18 protein-coding genes and 2 tRNA genes are annotated in these 20,307 nt (G+C 71.5%); 13 read left to right on the forward strand and 7 right to left on the reverse strand.

What is annotated here, in order from left to right:
• The first annotated feature begins 6 nt into the window (after positions 1-6).
• From AC3RJ6_RS12085 to AC3RJ6_RS12105, 5 genes are all read left to right on the forward strand, one after another.
• Complete coding sequence (locus AC3RJ6_RS12085) at positions 7-522, forward strand: ribose-5-phosphate isomerase (RefSeq protein WP_491427322.1); 516 nt, start codon at positions 7-9, stop codon at positions 520-522.
• Between the two features lie 4 nt (positions 523-526).
• Positions 527-1,531 (forward strand): Fpg/Nei family DNA glycosylase, encoded by a 1,005-nt coding sequence (locus AC3RJ6_RS12090; RefSeq protein WP_491427323.1) that lies wholly within the window; start codon positions 527-529, stop codon positions 1,529-1,531.
• Positions 1,532-1,615: 84 nt separating this feature from the next.
• The gene (locus AC3RJ6_RS12095; RefSeq protein ID WP_491427324.1) at positions 1,616-3,172 is read left to right on the forward strand and encodes a multicopper oxidase family protein; all 1,557 of its coding nucleotides are present in this window, start codon (positions 1,616-1,618) and stop codon (positions 3,170-3,172) included.
• The gene (locus tag AC3RJ6_RS12100) at positions 3,162-4,589 is read left to right on the forward strand and encodes a sensor histidine kinase (protein WP_491427326.1); all 1,428 of its coding nucleotides are present in this window, start codon (positions 3,162-3,164) and stop codon (positions 4,587-4,589) included. The genes AC3RJ6_RS12095 and AC3RJ6_RS12100 overlap by 11 nt, the downstream gene beginning before the upstream one ends.
• A gap of 128 nt (positions 4,590-4,717) precedes the next feature.
• Positions 4,718-5,377, forward strand: a complete 660-nt coding sequence (locus AC3RJ6_RS12105; protein ID WP_491427328.1) for a response regulator transcription factor — start codon at positions 4,718-4,720, stop codon at positions 5,375-5,377.
• A gap of 4 nt (positions 5,378-5,381) precedes the next feature.
• Here AC3RJ6_RS12105 and AC3RJ6_RS12110 read toward each other — a convergent pair whose 3' ends face one another.
• The 3 genes from AC3RJ6_RS12110 to AC3RJ6_RS12120 form a co-directional block, all read right to left on the reverse strand.
• Entirely contained in the window at positions 5,382-6,089 is a 708-nt protein-coding gene (locus AC3RJ6_RS12110; RefSeq protein WP_491427329.1) for a hypothetical protein, read from the reverse strand.
• 74 nt (positions 6,090-6,163) lie between these two features.
• On the reverse strand, positions 6,164-7,075 hold the full coding sequence (locus AC3RJ6_RS12115; RefSeq protein WP_491427330.1) for an alpha/beta fold hydrolase: 912 nt from the start codon (positions 7,073-7,075) through the stop codon (positions 6,164-6,166).
• Positions 7,076-7,260: 185 nt separating this feature from the next.
• A complete protein-coding gene (locus AC3RJ6_RS12120) occupies positions 7,261-7,749 on the reverse strand; it encodes a Dps family protein (protein ID WP_491427331.1) in 489 nt (162 codons plus the stop codon).
• A 198-nt stretch (positions 7,750-7,947) separates the two neighbouring features.
• Here AC3RJ6_RS12120 and AC3RJ6_RS12125 point away from each other — a divergent pair, with 198 nt between their 5' ends.
• Positions 7,948-8,343 (forward strand): SHOCT domain-containing protein, encoded by a 396-nt coding sequence (locus tag AC3RJ6_RS12125; RefSeq protein ID WP_491427332.1) that lies wholly within the window; start codon positions 7,948-7,950, stop codon positions 8,341-8,343.
• 57 nt (positions 8,344-8,400) lie between these two features.
• On the opposite strand, the gene AC3RJ6_RS12130 is transcribed toward AC3RJ6_RS12125, so the two are convergent.
• Positions 8,401-8,474: transfer RNA gene (locus tag AC3RJ6_RS12130), tRNA-Gly, on the reverse strand.
• Positions 8,475-8,553: 79 nt separating this feature from the next.
• A complete protein-coding gene (locus AC3RJ6_RS12135; RefSeq protein ID WP_491427333.1) occupies positions 8,554-13,029 on the reverse strand; it encodes an SCO7613 C-terminal domain-containing membrane protein in 4,476 nt (1,491 codons plus the stop codon).
• A 190-nt stretch (positions 13,030-13,219) separates the two neighbouring features.
• Between AC3RJ6_RS12135 and AC3RJ6_RS12140 the strand changes: the two genes are divergently transcribed.
• The 6 genes from AC3RJ6_RS12140 to clpX all read left to right on the forward strand — a co-directional run bounded on the left by AC3RJ6_RS12140 (position 13,220) and on the right by clpX (position 18,172).
• Positions 13,220-13,293 (forward strand) — tRNA-Pro (locus AC3RJ6_RS12140).
• A 50-nt stretch (positions 13,294-13,343) separates the two neighbouring features.
• Positions 13,344-14,804, forward strand: coding sequence for a trigger factor (gene tig / locus AC3RJ6_RS12145; RefSeq protein WP_491427334.1), 1,461 nt, complete (start codon positions 13,344-13,346; stop codon positions 14,802-14,804).
• Between the two features lie 70 nt (positions 14,805-14,874).
• Positions 14,875-15,360, forward strand: a complete 486-nt coding sequence (locus AC3RJ6_RS12150; protein WP_491427335.1) for a tetratricopeptide repeat protein — start codon at positions 14,875-14,877, stop codon at positions 15,358-15,360.
• 74 nt (positions 15,361-15,434) lie between these two features.
• A complete protein-coding gene (locus AC3RJ6_RS12155) occupies positions 15,435-16,022 on the forward strand; it encodes an ATP-dependent Clp protease proteolytic subunit (RefSeq protein WP_491427336.1) in 588 nt (195 codons plus the stop codon).
• Between the two features lie 26 nt (positions 16,023-16,048).
• Positions 16,049-16,717, forward strand: a complete 669-nt coding sequence (locus AC3RJ6_RS12160) for an ATP-dependent Clp protease proteolytic subunit (RefSeq protein ID WP_491427337.1) — start codon at positions 16,049-16,051, stop codon at positions 16,715-16,717.
• Positions 16,718-16,894: 177 nt separating this feature from the next.
• A complete protein-coding gene (gene clpX, locus AC3RJ6_RS12165; RefSeq protein WP_491427338.1) occupies positions 16,895-18,172 on the forward strand; it encodes an ATP-dependent Clp protease ATP-binding subunit ClpX in 1,278 nt (425 codons plus the stop codon).
• 77 nt (positions 18,173-18,249) lie between these two features.
• On the opposite strand, the gene sepH is transcribed toward clpX, so the two are convergent.
• Positions 18,250-19,341 carry a septation protein SepH gene (gene sepH, locus AC3RJ6_RS12170; RefSeq protein WP_491427339.1) on the reverse strand — a complete coding sequence of 364 codons (1,092 nt, stop codon included), beginning with the start codon at positions 19,339-19,341 and terminating at the stop codon, positions 18,250-18,252.
• Positions 19,342-19,536: 195 nt separating this feature from the next.
• On the opposite strand from sepH, the gene AC3RJ6_RS12175 reads away from it, so the two are divergent.
• The gene (locus AC3RJ6_RS12175) at positions 19,537-19,830 is read left to right on the forward strand and encodes a DUF4193 domain-containing protein (RefSeq protein WP_026378289.1); all 294 of its coding nucleotides are present in this window, start codon (positions 19,537-19,539) and stop codon (positions 19,828-19,830) included.
• Here AC3RJ6_RS12175 and AC3RJ6_RS12180 read toward each other — a convergent pair.
• On the reverse strand, positions 19,827-20,291 hold the full coding sequence (locus tag AC3RJ6_RS12180) for a DUF3093 domain-containing protein (RefSeq protein ID WP_491427340.1): 465 nt from the start codon (positions 20,289-20,291) through the stop codon (positions 19,827-19,829). The genes AC3RJ6_RS12175 and AC3RJ6_RS12180 overlap by 4 nt on opposite strands.
• Positions 20,292-20,307: the final 16 nt, after the last annotated feature.

Below are 20,307 nucleotides of genomic sequence, written 5' to 3' on the forward strand. Positions count from 1 at the left end.
TGCTGCATGCGCATCCACATCGCGACCGACCACGCCGGCCTCGAGTTCAGCCGGACCCTGCAGGCCCACCTCTCGAACGGCGGCCACGAGGTGATCGACCACGGCCCGGTCGAGTACGACGCGCTCGACGACTACCCGGCGTTCTGCATCAATGCGGCGCTCGCGGTCGCCCGCGACCAGGCCGCCGGCGTGAAGGCGCTCGGCGTCGTGTTCGGCGGCTCGGGCAACGGCGAGCAGATCGCGGCGAACAAGGTCCACGGCATCCGCGCGGCGCTCGTCTGGAGCATGGACACCGCCATCCTCGCGCGCGAGCACAACGACGCGAACGTCATCTCCATCGGCGCGCGCCAGCACACCGTCGAAGAGGCGATCCGCTACATCGACGCGTTCATCGCCGAGCCCTTCTCGGGCGACGAGCGCCACGTGCGTCGCATCGCGCAGCTCGCCGAGTACGAGACGACGGGCGACATCGCGGGCAAGGGCGTCGACGTCACGCCGCGCGCCGAGGCGCCGGCGGAGTAGCAGCGTGCCCGAAGGCCATTCCGTCCACCGCATCACCCGGCAGTTCGAGCGCAACTTCGTCGGGCACGTCGTGCACGCGTCGAGCCCGCAGGGCCGCTTCGCCGTCGGCGCCGCCGAGCTCGACGGGCGGCGCATGCTCGATGCGCGCGCGGTCGGCAAGCAGATGTTCCTCGGCTTCGAGGGCGACGTGTGGCTGCGGGTGCACCTCGGCATGTACGGCGCGTGGGACTTCGCGGGCGAGATCCTGATGGATGCCACGATCGCGTCGGCCAACGGGCGCATGGGGCAGACCAACCAGCGCGGAACCTTCCTCGACACGCCGAATCCCGACGCGGTCGTGTTCGACTCGGCCGGCGAGAACTCGCTGACCTCGATCGGTGCACCCCGCAAGACGCGCCTGCGCATGTCGGAGTCGGAGAAGGAGGGCGCAGGCCTCGACACCTTCCCGCCCGAGCCGGTCGGGCAGGTGCGGGTGCGCCTGCTGACCGACACGATCTGCGCCGACCTGCGAGGTCCCACGGCGTGCGAGGTCCTCGACCCCGCCCAGGTCGAGGCGATCGTCGCCAAGCTCGGTCCCGACCCGTTGCTCGATCCCGGCCCGGCCGCCGAGCAGCGCTTCACGAGCGTCGTGCGTAGGAAGCCCACGCCGATCGGCCTGCTGCTCATGGACCAGAACGTCGTGGCCGGCATCGGCAACGTGTACCGGGCCGAGCTGCTGTTCCGGGCGCGGCTCAACCCGCACACCCCGGGCCGGCAGGTGCCCGAGGAGCTCGTGCGCGAACTCTGGCGGGACTGGACCGGGCTCTTGCGTGTCGGCGTCGAGACGGGCCAGATGATGACGATGGACGACCTCGACCCCGAGGCGTATCGAGCCGCGATGGCGAGCCGCGACGACCGGCACTGGGTGTACAAGCGCGAGGGCCTGCCGTGCCGGGTCTGCGGCACGAACATCGTGCTGGAGGAGATGGGCGCCCGCAAGCTCTACTGGTGCCCCAGCTGCCAGGCGTGAGGCCCCGACCCGGGGGATAACCCCCGCGTCGATCGGGGCGCCCGCCGGCTGGGACCCGCGTGCGCCGGTCGCGAGGCTGGAGGCATGCTTCAGACCCGTCTCCGCAGGCCCCGTGCCGCGATCGGCAGCGCCATCGCCGCGATCGCCGCCGGCGGCCTCGTCGCCGTCGCCTTCGCCGGCTGCGGTCTCGTGACCCCGGCTCCCGTCTCGACCGTCGGCGAGGTCGACTTCGACCGCCCGCTCGAGATCCCGCCACTCGCCGAATCCTCCGTCGACGCCGACGGCACCCGCATCTTCTCGCTCGACGCGCAGGCCGGGACGACCGAGTTCGAGCCGGGCGTGCCGAGCGACACGTGGGGGTTCGACGGCGGCTACCTCGGCCCGACGCTCGTCGCCGACCGCGGCGAGCACGTCCGCGTCGACGTGACGAACTCCCTCGATGAGCCGACGACCGTGCACTGGCACGGCATGCACCTGCCGCCCGAGATGGACGGCGGCCCGCACCAGATGGTCGAGCCGGATGCCTCGTGGTCGCCCGAGTGGGAGATCGACCAGCAGGCGGCGACGCTCTGGTACCACCCGCACCCGCACGGTGAGACCGAGGGCCACGTCGCGCGGGGGCTGGCCGGCATGTTCATCCTGCACGACGAGCACGAACGCGCGCTCGGCCTGCCGGGGGAGTACGGCGTCGACGACGTCCCGGTCATCGTGCAGGACGCCGGCTTCTCGGCCGAGGGCCGGCTGGAGTCGAAGCAGCGCACCTACGCGGGAGGCCTCGGCGACGAGCTCATCGTGAACGGCACCCGCAGCCCCTACCTCGAGGTGACCGACGAGCTCGTGCGGCTGCGCCTGCTGAACGCCTCGACGGCCCGCACGTACGCCTTCGCCTGGAGCGACGCCCGGCCCGTGCAGCTCATCGCGACCGACGGCGGACTCCTCGAGGCGCCCGTCGAACTCGATCACGTGCGCCTGTCGCCGGGTGAGCGCGCCGAGGTGCTGCTGCGCGTGACCCCCGGTGAACGCGTCGTGCTGCAGTCGCGGATGACGCCCGAGATCGCCGGCCTCGTCGGCCCGGTCGCCGCGACGAACGGGGGCGACGACGCGTTCGACGTGCTCGAGGTGCGCGCCGCCGACGCGCTCGATCCCGCCCCCGACGTGCCGGCGCAGCTCGCGACGATGACCGACTACGACGAGTCGGAGGTCGCGACGACCCGCCGCTTCGAGCTCAGCGACAGCTTCGAGATCAACGGCGACTCGATGGACATGGGCCGCATCGACGAGACCGTCACGGTCGACACGCTCGAGCGCTGGGTCGTCGACAACGCGACCCAGGTGCCCCACAGCTTCCACGTCCACGACGTGCAGTTCCGCATCGCCTCGATCGACGGCGAAGCGCCGCCGGCCGAGCTCGCGGGGTGGAAGGACACGATCTTCACCGAGCCCGAGACGGAGTACGAGCTGCTCATGCGATTCGAGGACTACACCGATCCGGACACGCCGTACATGTACCACTGCCACCTGCTGTGGCACGAGGACCAGGGGATGATGGGGCAGTTCGCCGTCGTCGAACCCGGACAGTCCGCCGCACTGGACCCCGCCGGGTCTGCCACGATGACGGGAGGCACCCACCATGAGCACTGAAGCGACGAACACCGCGACGACGGGCACGGAGACGATGACGACGAACGCGACGAACGCGACGACCCCGGAGACGGCCGCGCCGCGGCGCCGCCGCTACTGGTTGCTCTGGGCGACCGTGCCCCGGGAGTTCGGCTTCCTCATCCTGACGATGCCGATCGCGATCCTCGCGCTCGTGGTGCTGTCGACGGTCTTCTTCACGGGACTGGGGCTCATCTTCCTCGTCTTCGGCATCTTCATCGTCGTCGCGGCGATGTTCCTGGCCCGCGGATTCGGCACCCTCGAACTCGTCCGCCTGCGATGGGCGGGGCGTCGTGAGATCGTCCGGCCCGCCTGGGAGCACGGCGACCGCGACCAGGGGTTCTGGCGCACGATGTTCGCGCCGTTCGTCGACGGGCACTACTGGCTGTACCTCCTCCACGGCGTCGTCGTGAACCCGATCGTCAGCATCGTGTCGTGGAGCCTCACCGTCGCCTGGACCTCGGTCGCGCTCGCCGGCACGACGGGCTGGATCTGGCAGCGGTACATCCCCGACGGTCGCGACGACAACGATTTCTGGCTCTACGACACGGTCCTCGACTTCGTGTTCCCCGGCAACACGTGGCAGATCGACCCGCGTGTCGGCGAGACCGTCTTCGAGTTCATCCTGGGCGTCATCTTCCTCGCGACGCTCCCGTTCGTCTTCCGCGGCCTCACCCTGCTGCACGACGTCATCGCGCGCGGCATGCTCGGCGCGTGGCGGTCGGAGGCGCTCGAGCGCGAGGTCGCCGTGCTCGCGGCATCCCGCGGCGCGGCCGTGCAGGCCGAGGACGCCTCGCTCCGCCGTCTCGAGCGCGACATCCACGACGGACCGCAGCAACGCCTCGTGCGCCTGCAGATGGACCTGGCGGCGATCGAGCGCAAGCTCGATCGCGACCCCGAGTCGGCGCGCGAGCTGCTCGGCGAGGCCCGGAGCCAGGCCAGGGAGACCCTCGACGAGCTCCGCGCCCTCTCGCGAGGCTTCGCCCCGCCGATCCTGCAGGATCGAGGGCTCGCCGTCGGCCTCGAATCGCTCGCGGCGCGCAGTCCCGTGCCCGTCACGGTCGACATCCGACTGCCGGGGGATGCCTCGTTGCCCGCGCCGATCGAACGCAACGTGTACTTCGTGGCCGCCGAGTTGCTCACCAACGCGGCCAAGCACGCCGATGCGAGCGCCGTGCGGCTCGCCGTGTCGACGCGCGACACTGGGCCGTCGGGCCGCTGGATCGACGTGTGGGTGACCGACAACGGGCGCGGTGGGGCCGCGACCGTGCCCGGCCACGGGCTCGCCGGGCTCGCCGAGCGCGTGCAGGGCCTGCAGGGACTCCTCGTGGTCGACAGTCCCGTGGGCGGGCCGACCACGATCGGCGCGCACATCCCCTTTCTGCCCGTCACCGGGTAGCGACGCGCACTCCACGGTGGTCGGGCAGCGACGCCGGAGCGTACCGAGACCGCGTCACCGGGTCTCGGTACGGGGCTCCTCCGTCGCGCGCTGCTCGGCCACCGGTGCGCGCTCGATAGTGTGGGGCCATGACCGACTCGGCCCGGCCCCTCCGCATCGTGCTCGCCGAGGACTCGGTGCTCCTGCGCGAGGGCCTCGTGCGCCTCTTCGACGAAGCCGGCTTCGAGACGGTCGCCGCGTACGGCGAGGCCGATTCGCTGCTGGCGGCGATCGACGAGACGAAGCCCGATCTCGCGGTGCTCGACGTGCGAATGCCGCCGACGTTCCGCGACGAGGGCGTACGCGCGGCGATCGAACTGCGAAAGCGCCGTCCGGGACTCGGCGTGCTGCTGCTCAGCCAGTACGTCGAGGGCACCTATGCGCACGAACTGCTCTCGTCGGGCGAGGGCGGCATGGGGTACCTGCTGAAGGACCGGGTCGCCTCGCTCGACGAGCTCGAGGACGCCGTCGAGCGCGTGAGCGAGGGTGGCACCGTGCTCGACCCGCACGTCGTGCGCGAGCTGCTCGCCCGGCGCAGCGACCCGCTCACGACGCTGACGCCGCGAGAACGCGAGGTCATGGAGCTCATGGCCGAGGGGCGCACGAACGCGGGCATCGCGAAACAGCTGTTCATCGGGGTCGGGGCGGTCGAGAAGAACGTGACCTCGATCTTCCAGAAGCTCGGCCTCGAGGACTCGGGCACCGACCACCGGCGTGTGCTCGCCGTGCTCACCTGGTTGCAGCGCTGAGCGCTCACCGCATCGTGCGCCGGAGCGGCGCATGCGCCGCGAACACCGCGCGGTAGCTGCGGTAGCCCCGCAGCATCCAGAGTACGAACTGGGCGACCGCGGCGATCGCGCCGATCACGATCGACCACGCGATCGAGGCGGTCAGGGCGTAGGCGAGTGCACCGAGGAAGAGCCCGACGAGCGCCGTATTCACGACGAGCATGACCATCATCGAGCTCGCGAACACCTGCGACCGCTCGCGCTCCGCGAACGGGTAGTAGGTGATCTTCGCGCCGGGTTCGTCGTCGGTCGTCCCGGCCATCAAGTACGGCTCGAGGCCGGGATCGAGATCGAGGTAGGCCCGGCGGAGGCGGTTCATCGCGAGCACGTAGACGAGGTCCTCGGTCGCCGTGTTGAAGACCCGCAACTGCGTGATCACGCCGAGCAGCACGAGCAGTGCGAGCACCCCGATCGCGGCGGCGCCGAACCAGCCGCGGAATCCGGTCGCGTTGCCGAGCACACCGAGCGAGACGAGGCCGGCCGACACGAGGGTGAGGAAGATCGCGATGCGCGTCAGTACCTCGCTCTGCGTCGTGCTCCGCGAGGCGAGCAGGCTCCAGTGCTCGGTGGCGAGCATCTGCGCGCGCAGCGATTTCTGCGCATCGCTCAGCGGGGCGATCTCGCCATCGGCGGGCTCGGACTCGGGCTCGGGTTCGGGGTCGACCGTCGCCATATCGGCATTGTCCACCCGGCGCCGACCCGCGCGCCAGCGACGCCGAGGCGGGTCGTCGGGCTCAGAACCCCGTGTCAGGCGTCGGCGTCGGGGTCTCGCGGGCGCCGCCGGTGCAGCTCGACCACCTTCGTCTCGCCCGGGGAGTCGGGGTCGTCGGTGATGGGCTCGTCGGCCATGAACTGCCGGATGATGTGCGCGAGCTCGCCGGGGTGGCTGAAGTTGATGGCATGGGCGGCCCCCTCCATCACGACGACCGTGACGTCGGTGTCGACGTGGGCGACGACCTCGTGCACCCGCTTCGGATCGGGCATGAGGGGGTCGCGGTCGCCGATCACCGCGAGGATCGGCACGGGAAGCGAGAGCAGCCGCTCGAGCGTCGGGTAGCGCGTGAGCGCCCCGAACATCTTGACGGTCGACGCGACGCCGAACTTCAGGTAGTCGGGCGCGGCGACGCGCACCATGCGCTTCGGCTCGCGGCCGCCGTCGCGGGCGAGCTGCACCATCGCCCGGGCGAGCGGCTGGTTGTGGTAGCCGCCGGCGGGGGAGACGAGGATCGCCCGCTCGAGTCGGTCGGGGTAGTGATGGCCGAACTCGCAGATCACGGGGCATCCCATCGAGTTGCCCACGAGCGTGACCTTCTCGATGCCGCGGTCGTCGAGGAACCGCGCCGCCGCGCCGGCGAGCGAGGTGAGCGTGAGGCCCTCCGCGCGCGTTCGCCGGGCGCTGCGGCCGAAGCCCGGCAGGTCGGGCACGAGCGTGTGGAAGTCGTCGGCGAGCAGCTCCGCCGTCGGCAGCAGGTAGTGACCCGACAGTCCGAACCCGTGCACGTGCATCACGACCGGCGCACCGGGCGGCGGCGCGGGCGACTCGCGGTAGAACACGTCGAGGCCGTCGACCGTGGTCCAGTGCTCGGCGAGCCCCGACTGCGGGCGCTTGGGCGTCTTGCGCTCCCGATGCCGGTTCGAGGCGGCCTCCGTGCTCGACATCGTCCGGTCCCCTTCTCTCGTGGCGCCCGGCCGTCGGCTCGGGCCCCTGCGATGATTCTCCCGCACGGCGGGCCGCGGCGGGTCGCACGATCCGCGTGAAATCCGCCCGACGACGAAACGGGCCCGGATGCCCCGTCCGACGGCGTCGGCGCGCGGCATCCGGGCCCGTCGACCCCTCGTCGCCGCTACTCGACGGCGATGTGCGAGAACAGGAACCAGCGGTCCTTGTCGAGGCCGCGGCGGATCTCGATCGCGACGTCCTGGCTCGCGGGGTCGAGATCGGCGAGGCCGTCGACGGCCGCGTTGATCTTCTCGGTGGCGAGGTCGATCTGGGTCACCACGCCCGAGATCGCCTCTTCGTAGGAGAGGAAGCCGAGCTTCGGGTCCTTCGCTCCGCTCTTCGCCGCGACGGTGCCGAGACGCCCGTCGATCGGCAGCCCGAGGGCGACCACTCGCTCGGCGGCGAGGTCCGCCCATTCCTGCGCATGGGCGACCACGTCGTCGAGCAGCTCGTGCACGGCGATGAAGTTGGCCCCGCGCACATGCCAGTGCGCCTGCTTGCCGTTGACGACGAGGGCGACGAGCTCGTGCACGACGGGGGTGAGGTACTGGGCGACGCCTGCCGCGACGTCGGCGTTCGATCCGGTCTTCGGTGCGGTCTGGATGTCGGTCATCGTGTCCACCTTCCCTGGAGTATGTCCCCTTCAACGCTACGCACCCGCCCCGGTATTTCAAGGAAGGGTAGGCAGGGCTGGCCATGCGGGGCCGCATGGTCGACAATGCCCGGATGCCTCGGCGCGGCGTCGCGCGTCATGCTCGCGCTCCGGCCCTCCGAACCGCTAAATTCGGCGGCACGAACGAAAGGGTCTGCCATGTACTTCCTCAACAGCGTGTGGGACTGGTTCTGGTTCCTCTTCTGGATGTTCGCCTACGTGGCGTACATCTTCGCGCTCGTCTACATCCTCATCGACATCTTCCGCGACCACGAGCTCAACGGCTGGGCCAAGGCCGCCTGGACGATCTTCCTGATCTTCGTGCCGTTCCTCACCGCGCTCATCTACCTGATCGCGCGCGGCAACGGCATGGCCGAGCGCGCGGCGCGCAAGCAGCGCGAGTACCAGGAGTACAGCGAGGAGTACATCCGCTCGGTGTCGTTCGCGAGTCCGACCGACGAGATCGCGAAGGCGAAGGCGCTGCTCGACGCCGGCACGATCACGCAGGGCGAGTTCGACGCGATCAAGAACAAGGCGCTCGGCAACAAGTACTGAGGGCACCCGGTCGACGCAGAACGGCCCGCGACAGGTCGCGGGCCGTTCTCGTGCTGCTGGAGGGGATGACGGGAATCGAACCCGCGTAATCAGTTTGGAAGACTGAGGCTCTACCATTGAGCTACATCCCCGCGACCCGCTCGCGGGCCATGGATCATCGTAGTACACGGCGGCGGCCCGCTCGTGCACGATGCACCGCGGGCCGCGCCGCTATCTCAGCGCGGCGATCGAACCGATCGTCGAGCGGGCCAGGCGCAGCTGGCGCTCGTAGGTCGCCGCGAGCACGACGAGCAGCACGCCCGCGATGCCGAGCCACAGCCACCACCACACCGCCTGGTACAGCATCGCGATGTACGGCCAGAGTTGCACGACGGCGTGTGCGAGGAGGATGCCGCCGCCGAGCAGCACGGGCGCCTGCAGTCGGCGGACGACGCCGATCACGAGCACGGCGACGCTCGTTACGCCGAGTGCGACGACGCGCCAGAGCTCGGGGTCGGTGAAGTCGGCGATGAGCGGCGGCACGAGGAGGATGCCGAGGCCGGGGCCGAGCGCCGGCCAGCTGCCGAGGCCGGGGGAGCGCCGCATCGAGATCGCGCCCGCCACGAGGAAGGCGGCACCCGTCGGCACGGTGACGAGCTCGAACGGGTCGACGGCGCCGCCGACGAGGGCGATGATCCCGCCGCCGACGAGCAGCCCCCGCGTGGTCCACGCGAATACCGGGCCCGCGACGGGACGGGCGTCGATCGCCGTGCCGGCGACGAGGGCCGCGGCGAGTGCGGAGAGGAGCACGAGCGTGCGCAGCACCGGCTCCTCGTCGCCGACGATGAAGACGAGTGTCGGGATGGGTGCGAGCGCGAGCGAGACGGCGAGCCCGATCTCGGCGAGCTGCCCGGGGCGCGAGCCCGACCGCGCCCAGGCGATCGCGGCGACGAGCCCCGCGGCGAGGGCGGTCGCCGACAGCAGCTCGACCCCGGCGCCGCCCGCCTCGCCCGTGGCGACGGCGACGCCCCTGACGAGTGCGGCGCCGGTGGCGGCGGTCCAGCCGGTGACGACCGCCGGCAGCCGGAGCGGCGCGCCGCGCAGCGTCTCGGGGAGCAGTCCGGCGATGGCCATGAGCGCGGCGCCGGTCACGACGAGCGCGAGCGCGCGGGGCTCGGACCCGCCCGAAGCCACCACGCTCGGAACGACCGCGAGCGCTGCGCCGACCCACATGATCGGAACGCCGGCGGGGTCGGCCGTGCGGCGGCCGAGCGCGCCGCCCGCCGCGAGTGCGAGTCCGACCGACACGGTGACGAGGTCGAACGGCTCCACGCCCGCGAGCAGCGCGAGCGCACCGGCGGCGACGAGCAGCACCCGTGTCGTCCACGTGAAGGCCGGGCCCGCCATCGGGCGGACGTCGACGGCCGCCCCGATCGCATGGGCGACGCCCAGCACCGCGAGGAGCACGGCTGTGCGAAGGGGCACCTCGTCGACCTCGGCGATCGCGACGAGCACGGGCACGACCGACGCGGCGACCGACGCGGCGAGCAGCGTCTCCGCCACCGGCGCCGGGCGCGACGCGGCCCGCGCCCAGGCGATCGCCGCGAAGACGCCCACCGCCAGAGCGATGATCGGCCAGAACTCGGCCGGCAGCGGGCTCGGCGCTCCGGAGGCGATCGCGACGCCTCGCACCAGCGCGGCGCCCGTCGCAGCGGTCCAACCGGTCGCGACGCCGAGGAGGCGCACCGGCACACCGCGTGTCGACTCGGGGAGGAAGCTCGCGGCGATCGTGACGATCGCGCCGGCGGCGACGAGGACGAGGGTGCGCACCTCGGAGCCGGCCGTCGACGCGACGCTCGGGAGCACGGCGACGGCCGCCGCGGCGGCGATCAGCGTCGTCCGGCCGGCGGCAGCGCCCGACTGCGTTCGCCGTCGCCAGATGATGAGGGCCGCGGTCACGGCGAGCACCGCCGCAAGCGGGAGCGTGTAGGCCTCGACGTCGTCGACGCCGCGGCCCGAGAGCCACATCCAGATCGTCGCGGTCGCGAGCGGCACGCTCAGCCAGGCGAGGTGACGCGACGGGGCGTCGCCGGCGACCGGGTCGCCGTCGACCGCGGCGAGCAGCAGCGGGACGGGCGTGAGGAGCAGCAGCACGAGCCAGGGCTCGGCCACCGGAGCCGCACCGTCGCCCGCCCTGAGGGCCAGCACGAGCACGGTCACCCCGACGAGCGCGAGGGCCGCGGTCCAGGCGGTGCGCACGGCCTCGGAATCGGGGTCGGCGAGCAGGTGGGCGAGCGCCGCGGCGACGAGCACCGCCGCGGCCGCGCCGTAGAGTCCGATCGGGTCTCCCGCCCAGTCGGCCAGCGCGAGGTCGGCAGCGACCGCCAGCGCGATCGGCGTGAGCGCCGCGAGCACGGCGCGCAGCGCGCGCAGGTCACGGCGCGAGATCGTCCAGAGGAAGCCGCCGACGGCGAAGATCACGGCGGGCACCCAGGGCAGCCGGCTGTCGGGGTCGAAGGCGACGACGCCGAGCGCCACCGCCGCGCCGGCGACGAGCGGGCTCGCGAACGCCGCCCGATCGGCGGCCGAGCCGAGCGGCACCGCACCCACCACCAGGGTCAGGGCGGAGCCGACGATCGCGAGCCACATTCCCGGTGCGTCCCACGGCGACGCGGGTGACCGGTCGAGTGCGTCGAGCCAGCCCGGCAGTGATGCGGAGGCCAGCGCGACGAGCGATCCGGCGAACGCCAGGTGCGCCGGCCCGATCCACCGGTACGCCGGTTCGGGCCAGATGCGCGGCGCCAAGACGCGGCCGGCGATGCCGAGCAGGAGGACGACGGCGACGGCCCATGGCCAGGTCGTGGCATCCGCGTAACCGATGACGAGGGCCATGCCGGCCGCTGCCGGCCCGCCGGCGGCGAGCACGGCACGCAGTCCGGGGGCGCGGAACGGTGCTGCGGCGACACCGAGCGCGGCCGTCGCCCCAGCCGCGGCGACGAGCAGGGCCACGGGTGCGGGTTCGATCACGGCGCCCGCGACCGAGCCGGCCACGAGGACGGCGCCGATCGGTACCGCGACGAGGCGACGAACGCCTCCGAGTATCGCGAGCACGGCGAGGGCGCCGGCCGCGACGACGAGCGGCACGAGGACCGCCCCGAGTTCGAGCTCGGGCGCCGAGTCGGTCCAGAGCACGACGCCGGGGTCCCACGGCGGCACGACGCCGGAGATTCGTGCGGCGACGAACGCGACGGCGACGATCGCACCGGGCGCCGCGGCGAGTCCGGTCACGACCGACGTGCCGATGAAGCCCCGCACGGCTGTGCCCGCGGCGGGGCGGGCGAGCCGGACCCACGCGGCGGCCAGGCAGAGCACGGCGCCCGCCGAGGCGGGAGCCAGCCAGATCGCGTCGGCCGTGGCGGTCTCCGCGGCGATGGCCGTCGTCGGGGCGAGGGTGGCCGCGATACCGGCGAGCGGGGCGGCGAAGGCCGTCCAGATCGACGAGACCGCCGCGTGCCGGAGGGCGAGCGCGACGAGCGCGACGACCCAGATCGCCGTGGCCGTGCCGAACGTCAGGAGCTGGTGCCACGCGAGCTCGGGAAGCGCCCACGGCGCCGCGCACATCGCGAGCACTCCGGCGGTGAAGCCCGCCGCGATGACGATCGTGCGCTCGGTCGCGGGCGGTGCCGCGATCGCCGCGATGCCGAGCGCGGCCGCTGCGACCGAACCCGTCCACACGCCCGTGGCGATCTCGGAATCGGGGGCGAACTGGAAGACGAGCAGGAAGACCGCGACGGGAGCGAGACCGGCGGCCGCGAAGCCCGGAACCCGGAGGCCGCTCACCGCCCGGCACACGGCCAGCAGCGCGGCGACGGCGAGCAGTGCGCCGCCCGTGTACCCCGCGACGTCGAGTCGATCGGTGCCGAACAGGGCGTTCGCGCGCACGATCCAGACATCGAGGAGCAGCAGCACGACGGCGACCGAGGCGACGCCTTCGGCCGTGCCGGGCAGGCGTCGGGCGCGCAGCAGCCACGCGATTCCGAGCACGACGACGCTGAGCGCGGCGGTGATGATCGAACGCACCTCGAGGTTCGCGACGACGAACGCGTAGAAGAGGAACACGATCGCGGTGATCGACAGGAGCACCACGCCGAGCGTGAGGAGGAGCACCTGCATGCCGGACCGCCGCGCTGCGGCGGGAGGCTCGGTGCCGGAGGATGCGATGGCGCCGACGTCGTGGAGGGACGCGATCGAGCCGGCCGATTCGGACGCGGCGGCCGGTCGGGCGGTGACGACCGGTTCGGCCGGCGCGGCCGGTCGGGCGGTGACGACCGGTTCGGGCAGCACGATCGGGACCGGGACGGCGACGGGCTCGGGGAGGTCGATCGGTTCAGCGAGGTCGGTCGGACGGGGGCCGGCGACCGGACCGGGAGTCGGACGCGCCGCACCCTGCCGTGCCGCCAGCTGCACCGCGAAGACCTCGCCGAGCAGGCGCTGCCGCTCGGACTCGGCGTCGCGCACCCGCTCACCGGCAGCGAGGAGCCGAACGGCGTCGGGCGTCGACAGGTCGAGCCCGCACGTCGCGCAACGGGCCGAGGCGAGACGTTCGAAGCACGAAGGGCAGAGCGTCGTGTCGGCGAAGGAGCCGGGAGCTGCCGGCCATCGGCGGAGGCCGGGACTCGTCGCACCCGCGGCGGGACTGTCGGTCATGCGCTCACTCTGCCACGGGCGATCCGGCACGGCGCGTCATCATCCACAGGGCGCGTCGGGGATGCCCGGCAGGCGGCGTCGTGCGCGCACAGCGGCGCCCCGCGCGCGTGCAGTAGACTTTCGGGGGTCCATCGGCCGACGCGTGCTTCGGCATGCCCGCGCCGACGGTCCGACGAGTTGAGTCGCGACTCGGGGCGTAGCTCAGCTTGGTAGAGCGCCCGCTTTGGGAGCGGGAGGTCGCAGGTTCGAATCCTGTCGCCCCGACGAGTCGATCCGACTCGACACGAACTTCCACACAACAGGAGAACTTCCACATGCCGACCACTTCGGTTGAGAAGCTGAGCCCGACGCGCGCCAAGCTCACCATCTCGGTGACGCCCGAGGAGCTGAAGCCCAGCATCACCCACGCCTACAGCCACATCGCCGAGCAGGTCAACGTGCCCGGCTTCCGCAAGGGCAAGGTTCCGCCTCCCATCATCGACCAGCGCGTCGGCAAGGCCGCCGTGCTCGAGCACGCGGTCAACGAGGGCCTCGACGGCTTCTACCGCGCCGCCGTCGCCGAGCACGAGCTCCGCCCGATGGGCCGCCCCGAGGCCGACATCGTCGAGTGGCCGAGCGAGAAGGACTTCTCGGGCGACCTGCTGCTCGCCATCGAGGTCGACGTGCGCCCCGAGATCGAGCTGCCCGCCTACGACGGCCTCGAGCTGACGGTCGACTCGGTCGAGGTCGGCGACGACGAGATCGACGCCGAGCTCGACCGCCTGCGCAGCCGCTTCGGCACGCTCATCACGGTCGACCGCCCCGCGAAGACCGGTGACTTCGTCACCCTCGACCTCGTCGCGACCATCGACGGCACCGAGGTCGACAAGGCCAGCGGCATCTCGTACGAGCTCGGCTCGGGCGAGCTGCTCGAGGGCATCGACGAGGCGCTCGACACGCTCTCGGCCGACGAGTCGACGACGTTCTCGTCGAAGCTGCTGGGCGGCGACCACGAGGGCGAGACCGCCGAGATCAGCGTCACCGTCACCGCCGTCAAGGAGCGCGAGCTCCCCGAGGCCGACGACGACTTCGCGCAGATCGCGAGCGAGTTCGACACGCTCGCCGAGCTGAAGGACTCGCTGAAGGAGCAGGCCGGCCGCAACAAGGTCTTCGGCCAGGGCAACCAGGCTCGCGACCTCCTCGTCGACAAGCTGCTCGAGCTCGTCGACGTGCCGGTCGCGCAGGGCGTCATCGACGACGAGGTGCACCGCCACCTCGAGAGCGAGAACCGCCTGGAGGACGACGTGCACCGCGCCGAGGTCGCCGAGGCGAGCGAGAAGGCGTTCAAGACGCAGATCCTGCTCGACGCGATCGCCGAGGCCGAGAAGGTCCAGGTCAGCCAGGAGGAGCTCACCCAGTACCTCGTGCAGGGTGCCGCCCAGTACGGCATGGACCCGAACGAGTTCGTCCAGATCCTCAGCCAGCAGGGCCAGATCCCCGCCATGGTCGGCGAGGTCGCGCGCAACAAGGCGCTCGCGATCGCGCTCGGCAAGGCGAAGGTCACCGACGACGCGGGCAACGCGGTCGACCTCTCGGAGTTCACCGCCGTCGCGGGCGACGACGAGGCCGAAGCGGCCGCCGAGGCCCCGGCCGAGGAGCAGAAGCCGGCCGCCAAGAAGCGCGCCCCGAAGAAGGCCGCCGCCGAGGCCCCGGCCGAGGACGCCGCCGACGCGCCCGCTGACGAGAAGAAGCCGGCCGCCAAGAAGCGCGCCGCCAAGAAGGCCGACGCCGAGTAATCGACGATCGAACCGCAGTGAGCGGGGCCGGGCGCATCGCCCGGCCCCGCTTCGCGTCTCAGGAGGACGAATGACCGACGACTGGCAGCGCCGCATCGACGCGATCTGGGCGGCCGCCGACGAACTGGGGGACGACGAGGTCGTGCGACGCATCGACGCGCTGGCGGCCGAGCGGGCCGACGACGACGCCGTCGCGCTGTTCGAGCGGGCGGGCGCCCGCGACTCCGCCGGCCTCGAGTCCGAGGCCGAACCGCTGTACCGGCAGGCGATCGCGGCGGGGCTCACCGGCTCCGAGCGCGTACAGGCGCACATCCAGCTCGCCTCCACGGTGCGCAACCTCGGGCGGCCGCTCGAGTCGCTCGCGCTCCTCGACGCGATCGAGCCCGAGGCCGGCGAGCTCGGCGACGCCGTCGCGGCGTTCCGCGCGCTCGCGCTCGTCGACGCCGGAGACGCCCGCCACGCGGCATCCACGGCCCTGGCGGCGCTCGCGCCGCATCTCGCGCGCTACCGCGTCTCGGTCGCCTCGTACGCGGAGGCGCTCACGGCATCCGCCTAGGGCGAACAGCGGAGTTCGCGCGCGTTGCAACGGATAGATTCGATTCCAACGCGACAACCGAAACGGAGCGACACATGGCCGAACCGACACTGGGGCCCAGTGTTTTCGATCGACTGCTGAAGGACCGCATCATCTGGCTGGGTTCCGAGGTTCGTGACGAGAACGCCAACGAGATCGCGGCGAAGCTGCTGCTGCTCGCCGCTGAGGATGCGAAGAAGGACATCTACCTCTACATCAACTCGCCCGGCGGCTCGATCACCGCGGGCATGGCGATCTACGACACCATGCAGTTCGTGCCGAACGACATCGTCACCGTCGGCATCGGCATGGCCGCGTCGATGGGGCAGCTGCTGCTCACTGCAGGCACGAAGGGCAAGCGCTACATCACGCCGAACGCCCGCGTGCTCCTGCACCAGCCGCACGGCGGCTTCGGCGGCACCGCGAGCGACATCCAGACCCAGGCGCAGCTCATCCTCGACATGAAGCGCCGCCTCGCCGAGATCACGGCCGCGCAGACCGGCAAGTCCGTCGAGCAGATCAACGCCGACGGCGACCGCGACCGCTGGTTCAACGCCCAGGAGGCGCTCGAGTACGGCTTCGTCGACCACATCCGCGAGTCCGCGCTCGACGTCTCGGGCGGCGGCGGGACCGACCAGGCGTAGGCAGCGAGAGAAGAGAGAACGTCAGAATGAACATTCCTGCTTTCGGCGGCACCGCCTTCAACGGCGTGCAGGCGCCCGGCTCGCGGTACATCCTGCCGAGCTTCGAGGAGCGCACCGCCTACGGCTACAAGCGGCAAGATCCGTACGCCAAGCTCTTCGAGGACCGCATCATCTTCCTCGGTGTGCAGGTCGACGACGCCTCGGCCGACGACATCATGGCCCAGCTGCTGGTCCTCGAGTCGATGGACCCCGACCGCGACATCATCCTCTACATCAACTCGCCCGGTGGCTCGTTCACCGCGATGACGGCGATCTACGACACGATGCAGTACATCCGGCCGCAGATCCAGACCGTCGTGCTCGGCCAGGCCGCCTCGGCAGCCGCCGTGATCGCCGCGGCCGGCACGCCGGGCAAGCGCCTCGCGCTGCCGAACGCCCGCGTGCTGATCCACCAGCCGGCGATGGGCGAGGCCGGTCACGGCCAGGCGAGCGACATCGAGATCCAGGCCGCCGAGATCCTGCGCATGCGCACCTGGCTCGAGGAGACGCTCGCCCGTCACTCGAACCGCGACCAGCAGCAGGTGCACGACGACATCGACCGCGACAAGATCCTGTCGGCCGAGGAGTCGCTCGAGTACGGCCTCATCGACCAGGTGCTCACCTCGCGCAAGACGCTCCCGGCGATCGGGCGGTAGACGCCGGCGGCGACCCACCGCGGATGCCCCGTGGCCGACTTCGGCCACGGGGCATCCGTCGTTCCGGGCAGCGGTTCGCGACCGGCGAAACCGCTCGCGTGTCGAATCGCGGCGGCTACGCCGCAACCGCTCGAAGTCGGGCTAGGCTCGGAACAGGCTCGTCGAGAGGAGGGTGCGATGGCACGCATCGGGGAGAGCGCCGACCTGCTCAAGTGCTCCTTCTGCGGAAAGAGCCAGAAGCAGGTGCAGCAGCTCATCGCCGGGCCCGGCGTCTACATCTGCGACGAGTGCGTCGAACTCTGCAACGAGATCATCGAGGAGCGCCTGGCCGAGGCCGGCGAGACCGAGGCGGGCGAATTCGAGCTGCCCAAGCCGAAGGAGATCTTCGCCTTCCTCGAGGAGTACGTGATCGGCCAGGAGGCCGCGAAGAAGGCGCTCGCCGTCGCGGTCTACAACCACTACAAGCGCGTCCGTGCGAAGACGACGCTCACGACCGCCGACCGCGCCCATGACGACGTCGAGATCGCGAAGTCGAACATCCTGCTCATCGGCCCGACCGGGTGCGGCAAGACGTATCTGGCCCAGACCCTCGCGAAGCAGCTCAACGTGCCGTTCGCCGTCGCCGACGCGACCGCGCTGACCGAGGCCGGCTACGTCGGCGAAGACGTCGAGAACATCCTGCTGAAGCTCATCCAGGCCGCCGACTACGACGTCAAGCGCGCAGAGACCGGCATCATCTACATCGACGAGGTCGACAAGATCGCCCGAAAGGCCGAGAACCCGTCGATCACGCGCGATGTCTCCGGCGAGGGCGTGCAGCAGGCGCTGCTCAAGATCCTCGAGGGCACGGTCGCCTCGGTGCCGCCGCAGGGCGGCCGCAAGCACCCGCACCAGGAGTTCATCCAGATCGACACGACGAACGTGCTGTTCATCGTCGCCGGCGCCTTCGCCGGCCTCGAGGACATCATCTCGTCGCGTGCGGGCAAACGGGGCATCGGCTTCGGGGCGCCGCTGCACAACAAGGCCGAAGAGGCCGACATCTTCAGCGAGGTCCTCCCCGAAGACCTCCACAAGTTCGGCCTGATCCCCGAGTTCATCGGCCGCCTCCCGGTGGTGGCGACGGTCACCCCGCTCGACCGCGAGGCGCTCATGGAGATCCTCACGGAGCCGAAGAACGCGCTCGTCAAGCAGTACCAGCGCATGTTCCAGCTCGACGGCGTCGAGCTCGACTTCGAAGACGCCGCGCTCGAGGCGATCGCCGACCTGGCCGTGCTCCGGCAGACCGGCGCCCGCGGCCTCCGCGCGATCATGGAGGAGGTGCTCGGGCCGATCATGTTCGAGGTGCCGTCCTCGACCGGAGTCGCCCGCGTCGTCGTCACGAAGGCCGCGGTGCTCGACAACGCCGCGCCCACGATCGTCCCGCACAAGCCGCGCCGCGCCGAGAAGTCGGCGTAGCCGCGACGCGCAGAAGCCCGGTCACCCGCGTGGTGACCGGGCTTCTGCGCTGGGCCGGTCTGACGGCGTGCGAGCCGTCAGGCGAGGTCGTCGTCGGTGCGCGCGCCGAAGACGATCTCGTCCCAGCTCGGCATCGACGCCCGGCCCTTCTTGGGCGCCCGACCCGATCCGGTGCTCGACGACGACGCCGACGAGACCTTGCCCCAGATGCTGCGGGCTCCGGCGCCCGGCTTCTCCTCGGCGGCGGCGGGTTCGCTCGGCGTCTCCGCGACGGGCGCCGGCTCGCCGACGGGCTCGGGCAGCGTCGGCTGCAAGGGGGTGGGGGCGTCGACGGCGGCCGACTCGCGCTCGCCCCGGCGACGGCGCAGGGCCTCGAGCAGGTCGGCGGTCTCGCCGAGGGAGGGCTTCGGCTCGTCGGCGCGCTTGATCGCCGCTCGGGCGACCGCGGGGCTCGACGTCTGCGCGCTCCGGGCGTACGGCAGCGGCTCCAGGTGCGGCGCGGTGTCGTTGTCGCTCTGCTCGATCTCGTCGAACGTGAACGCACCGCTGTCGAAGCGCGACTCGTCGGAGTCGGGGCCGACGGCGCGCAGCCGGGGGATGAGCCCGCCCTTGAGCTCGCCCTGCTGCGAGAGCGTGATCGCCTCGGAGTTGAGGGGCTGCAGCGAGGCCTTGCGGGGCTCGAACGTCCAGCGGGCGTCGTGGTCGATCGTGTCGGCGGTGAACTCGAGCTTGACGATCCAGCCGCGCTCCTCGTCCTTCCAGCTCGCCCAGCGCTCGCCCTCGGCGCCCAGCTTCGCGAGCCGGTCGCGGATCACGCCGCCGAACGACGCGGGTTCGTCGGCGGGGTCGACGTCGAGCGTCACGTTCACGGGCACGGCGAGCGCCGACGTGACGATGTGCTCGCGCTCGGCCATCACCGGGCCCTCGAAGCGACGGATGTACTCGACCGCGGCACCCGTGAGCTGGGCGACCTCCTCGGCCGACATGCCGCCGCGGATGTGGGCCTGCACCTCGCGGGGCGAGGGCTTCGGCCCCGTGTGCTGCTCGGGCTGCGCCTGGCGGATCCGAGACTGGAGCACCTCGTCGATCTCGATCCGGAAGCGCGCGCCATCGTCGGAGGCGGCGAGGAGCGCACCGTTCTCGACCCCGATTACCTTGAGTTCCTGCATCGCGACAAGCCCTTCCGTGCTTTCGTCTCCGCCCAAGGATGCCACGGCCGAACGGGTGCTCGCGGGAATAGCGCGGGCGCGGCGGAAGTTGAGCAGGAAGCATCGGGCGACGGCCGCGCAAAGGGTTTGCTTACGTCATCGTTTTGATGCAGACTATGGCCGCCGAATCTCCGGCGCTTGAGGAAATGGATGGGAATGGCAACGGATTACGACGCCCCGCGGAAGACCGAAGACGACTCGGAGTCGATCGAGGCCCTCAAGGAACGCGTCCCCGACAAGATGTCGGGTGTGGTCGACGTCGATGACGCCGACAACCCCGGCGGCTTCGACCTCTCGGGTGCCGACCTGTCGGATGTCGAGCTCGACGTCGTCGTGCTGCCGCCGCAGGCCGACGAGTTCACCTGTGTGAACTGCTTCCTCGTGAAGCACCGCTCGCAGATCGACCACGAGACGAAGCTCGGGCCGATCTGCCTGGAGTGCGCCTCCTAAGCGCTCTGCTCCGTATCGTCAGGCCGTCGCGATCCGTTGATCGCGGCGGCCAGTTCTTTGGGGTGGCGGGTCGAGACGAGCCAGTAGGGCGTCGGATCGGCCGGGTCGACGACCGGAATGCGCACGACCGGGCGGATCCAGCCGCGGATCACCAGGAAGGCGCGGGCGTCGAGCCCGGTGCCCCGTTCGATGCGCGCCGCCGCCTCGTCGGCCGCGACGGCCTCGCCGAGCAGGTCGAGTGCGATCTCGGCGCGCCCCGCGCGCAGGCGCCCGTCGCGGACCTCGATGACCGGGGCCGTGATGCTCAGCGCGCCGGCGACGGCGGCGTAGAGGATCACGCCCGTCGCGATGCCGGCCGGCATCGACACGGGCGCGAGCACGAGGATGCTCGCGGGCACGAGCAGCAGGCTGGAGAGGTAGATCCACGGCGTCGGCCACAGTTTCTCGCGATAGTCGGGCATGGCTCTATCAGATCAG

This window comes from Agromyces cucurbitae, assembly GCF_058349945.1.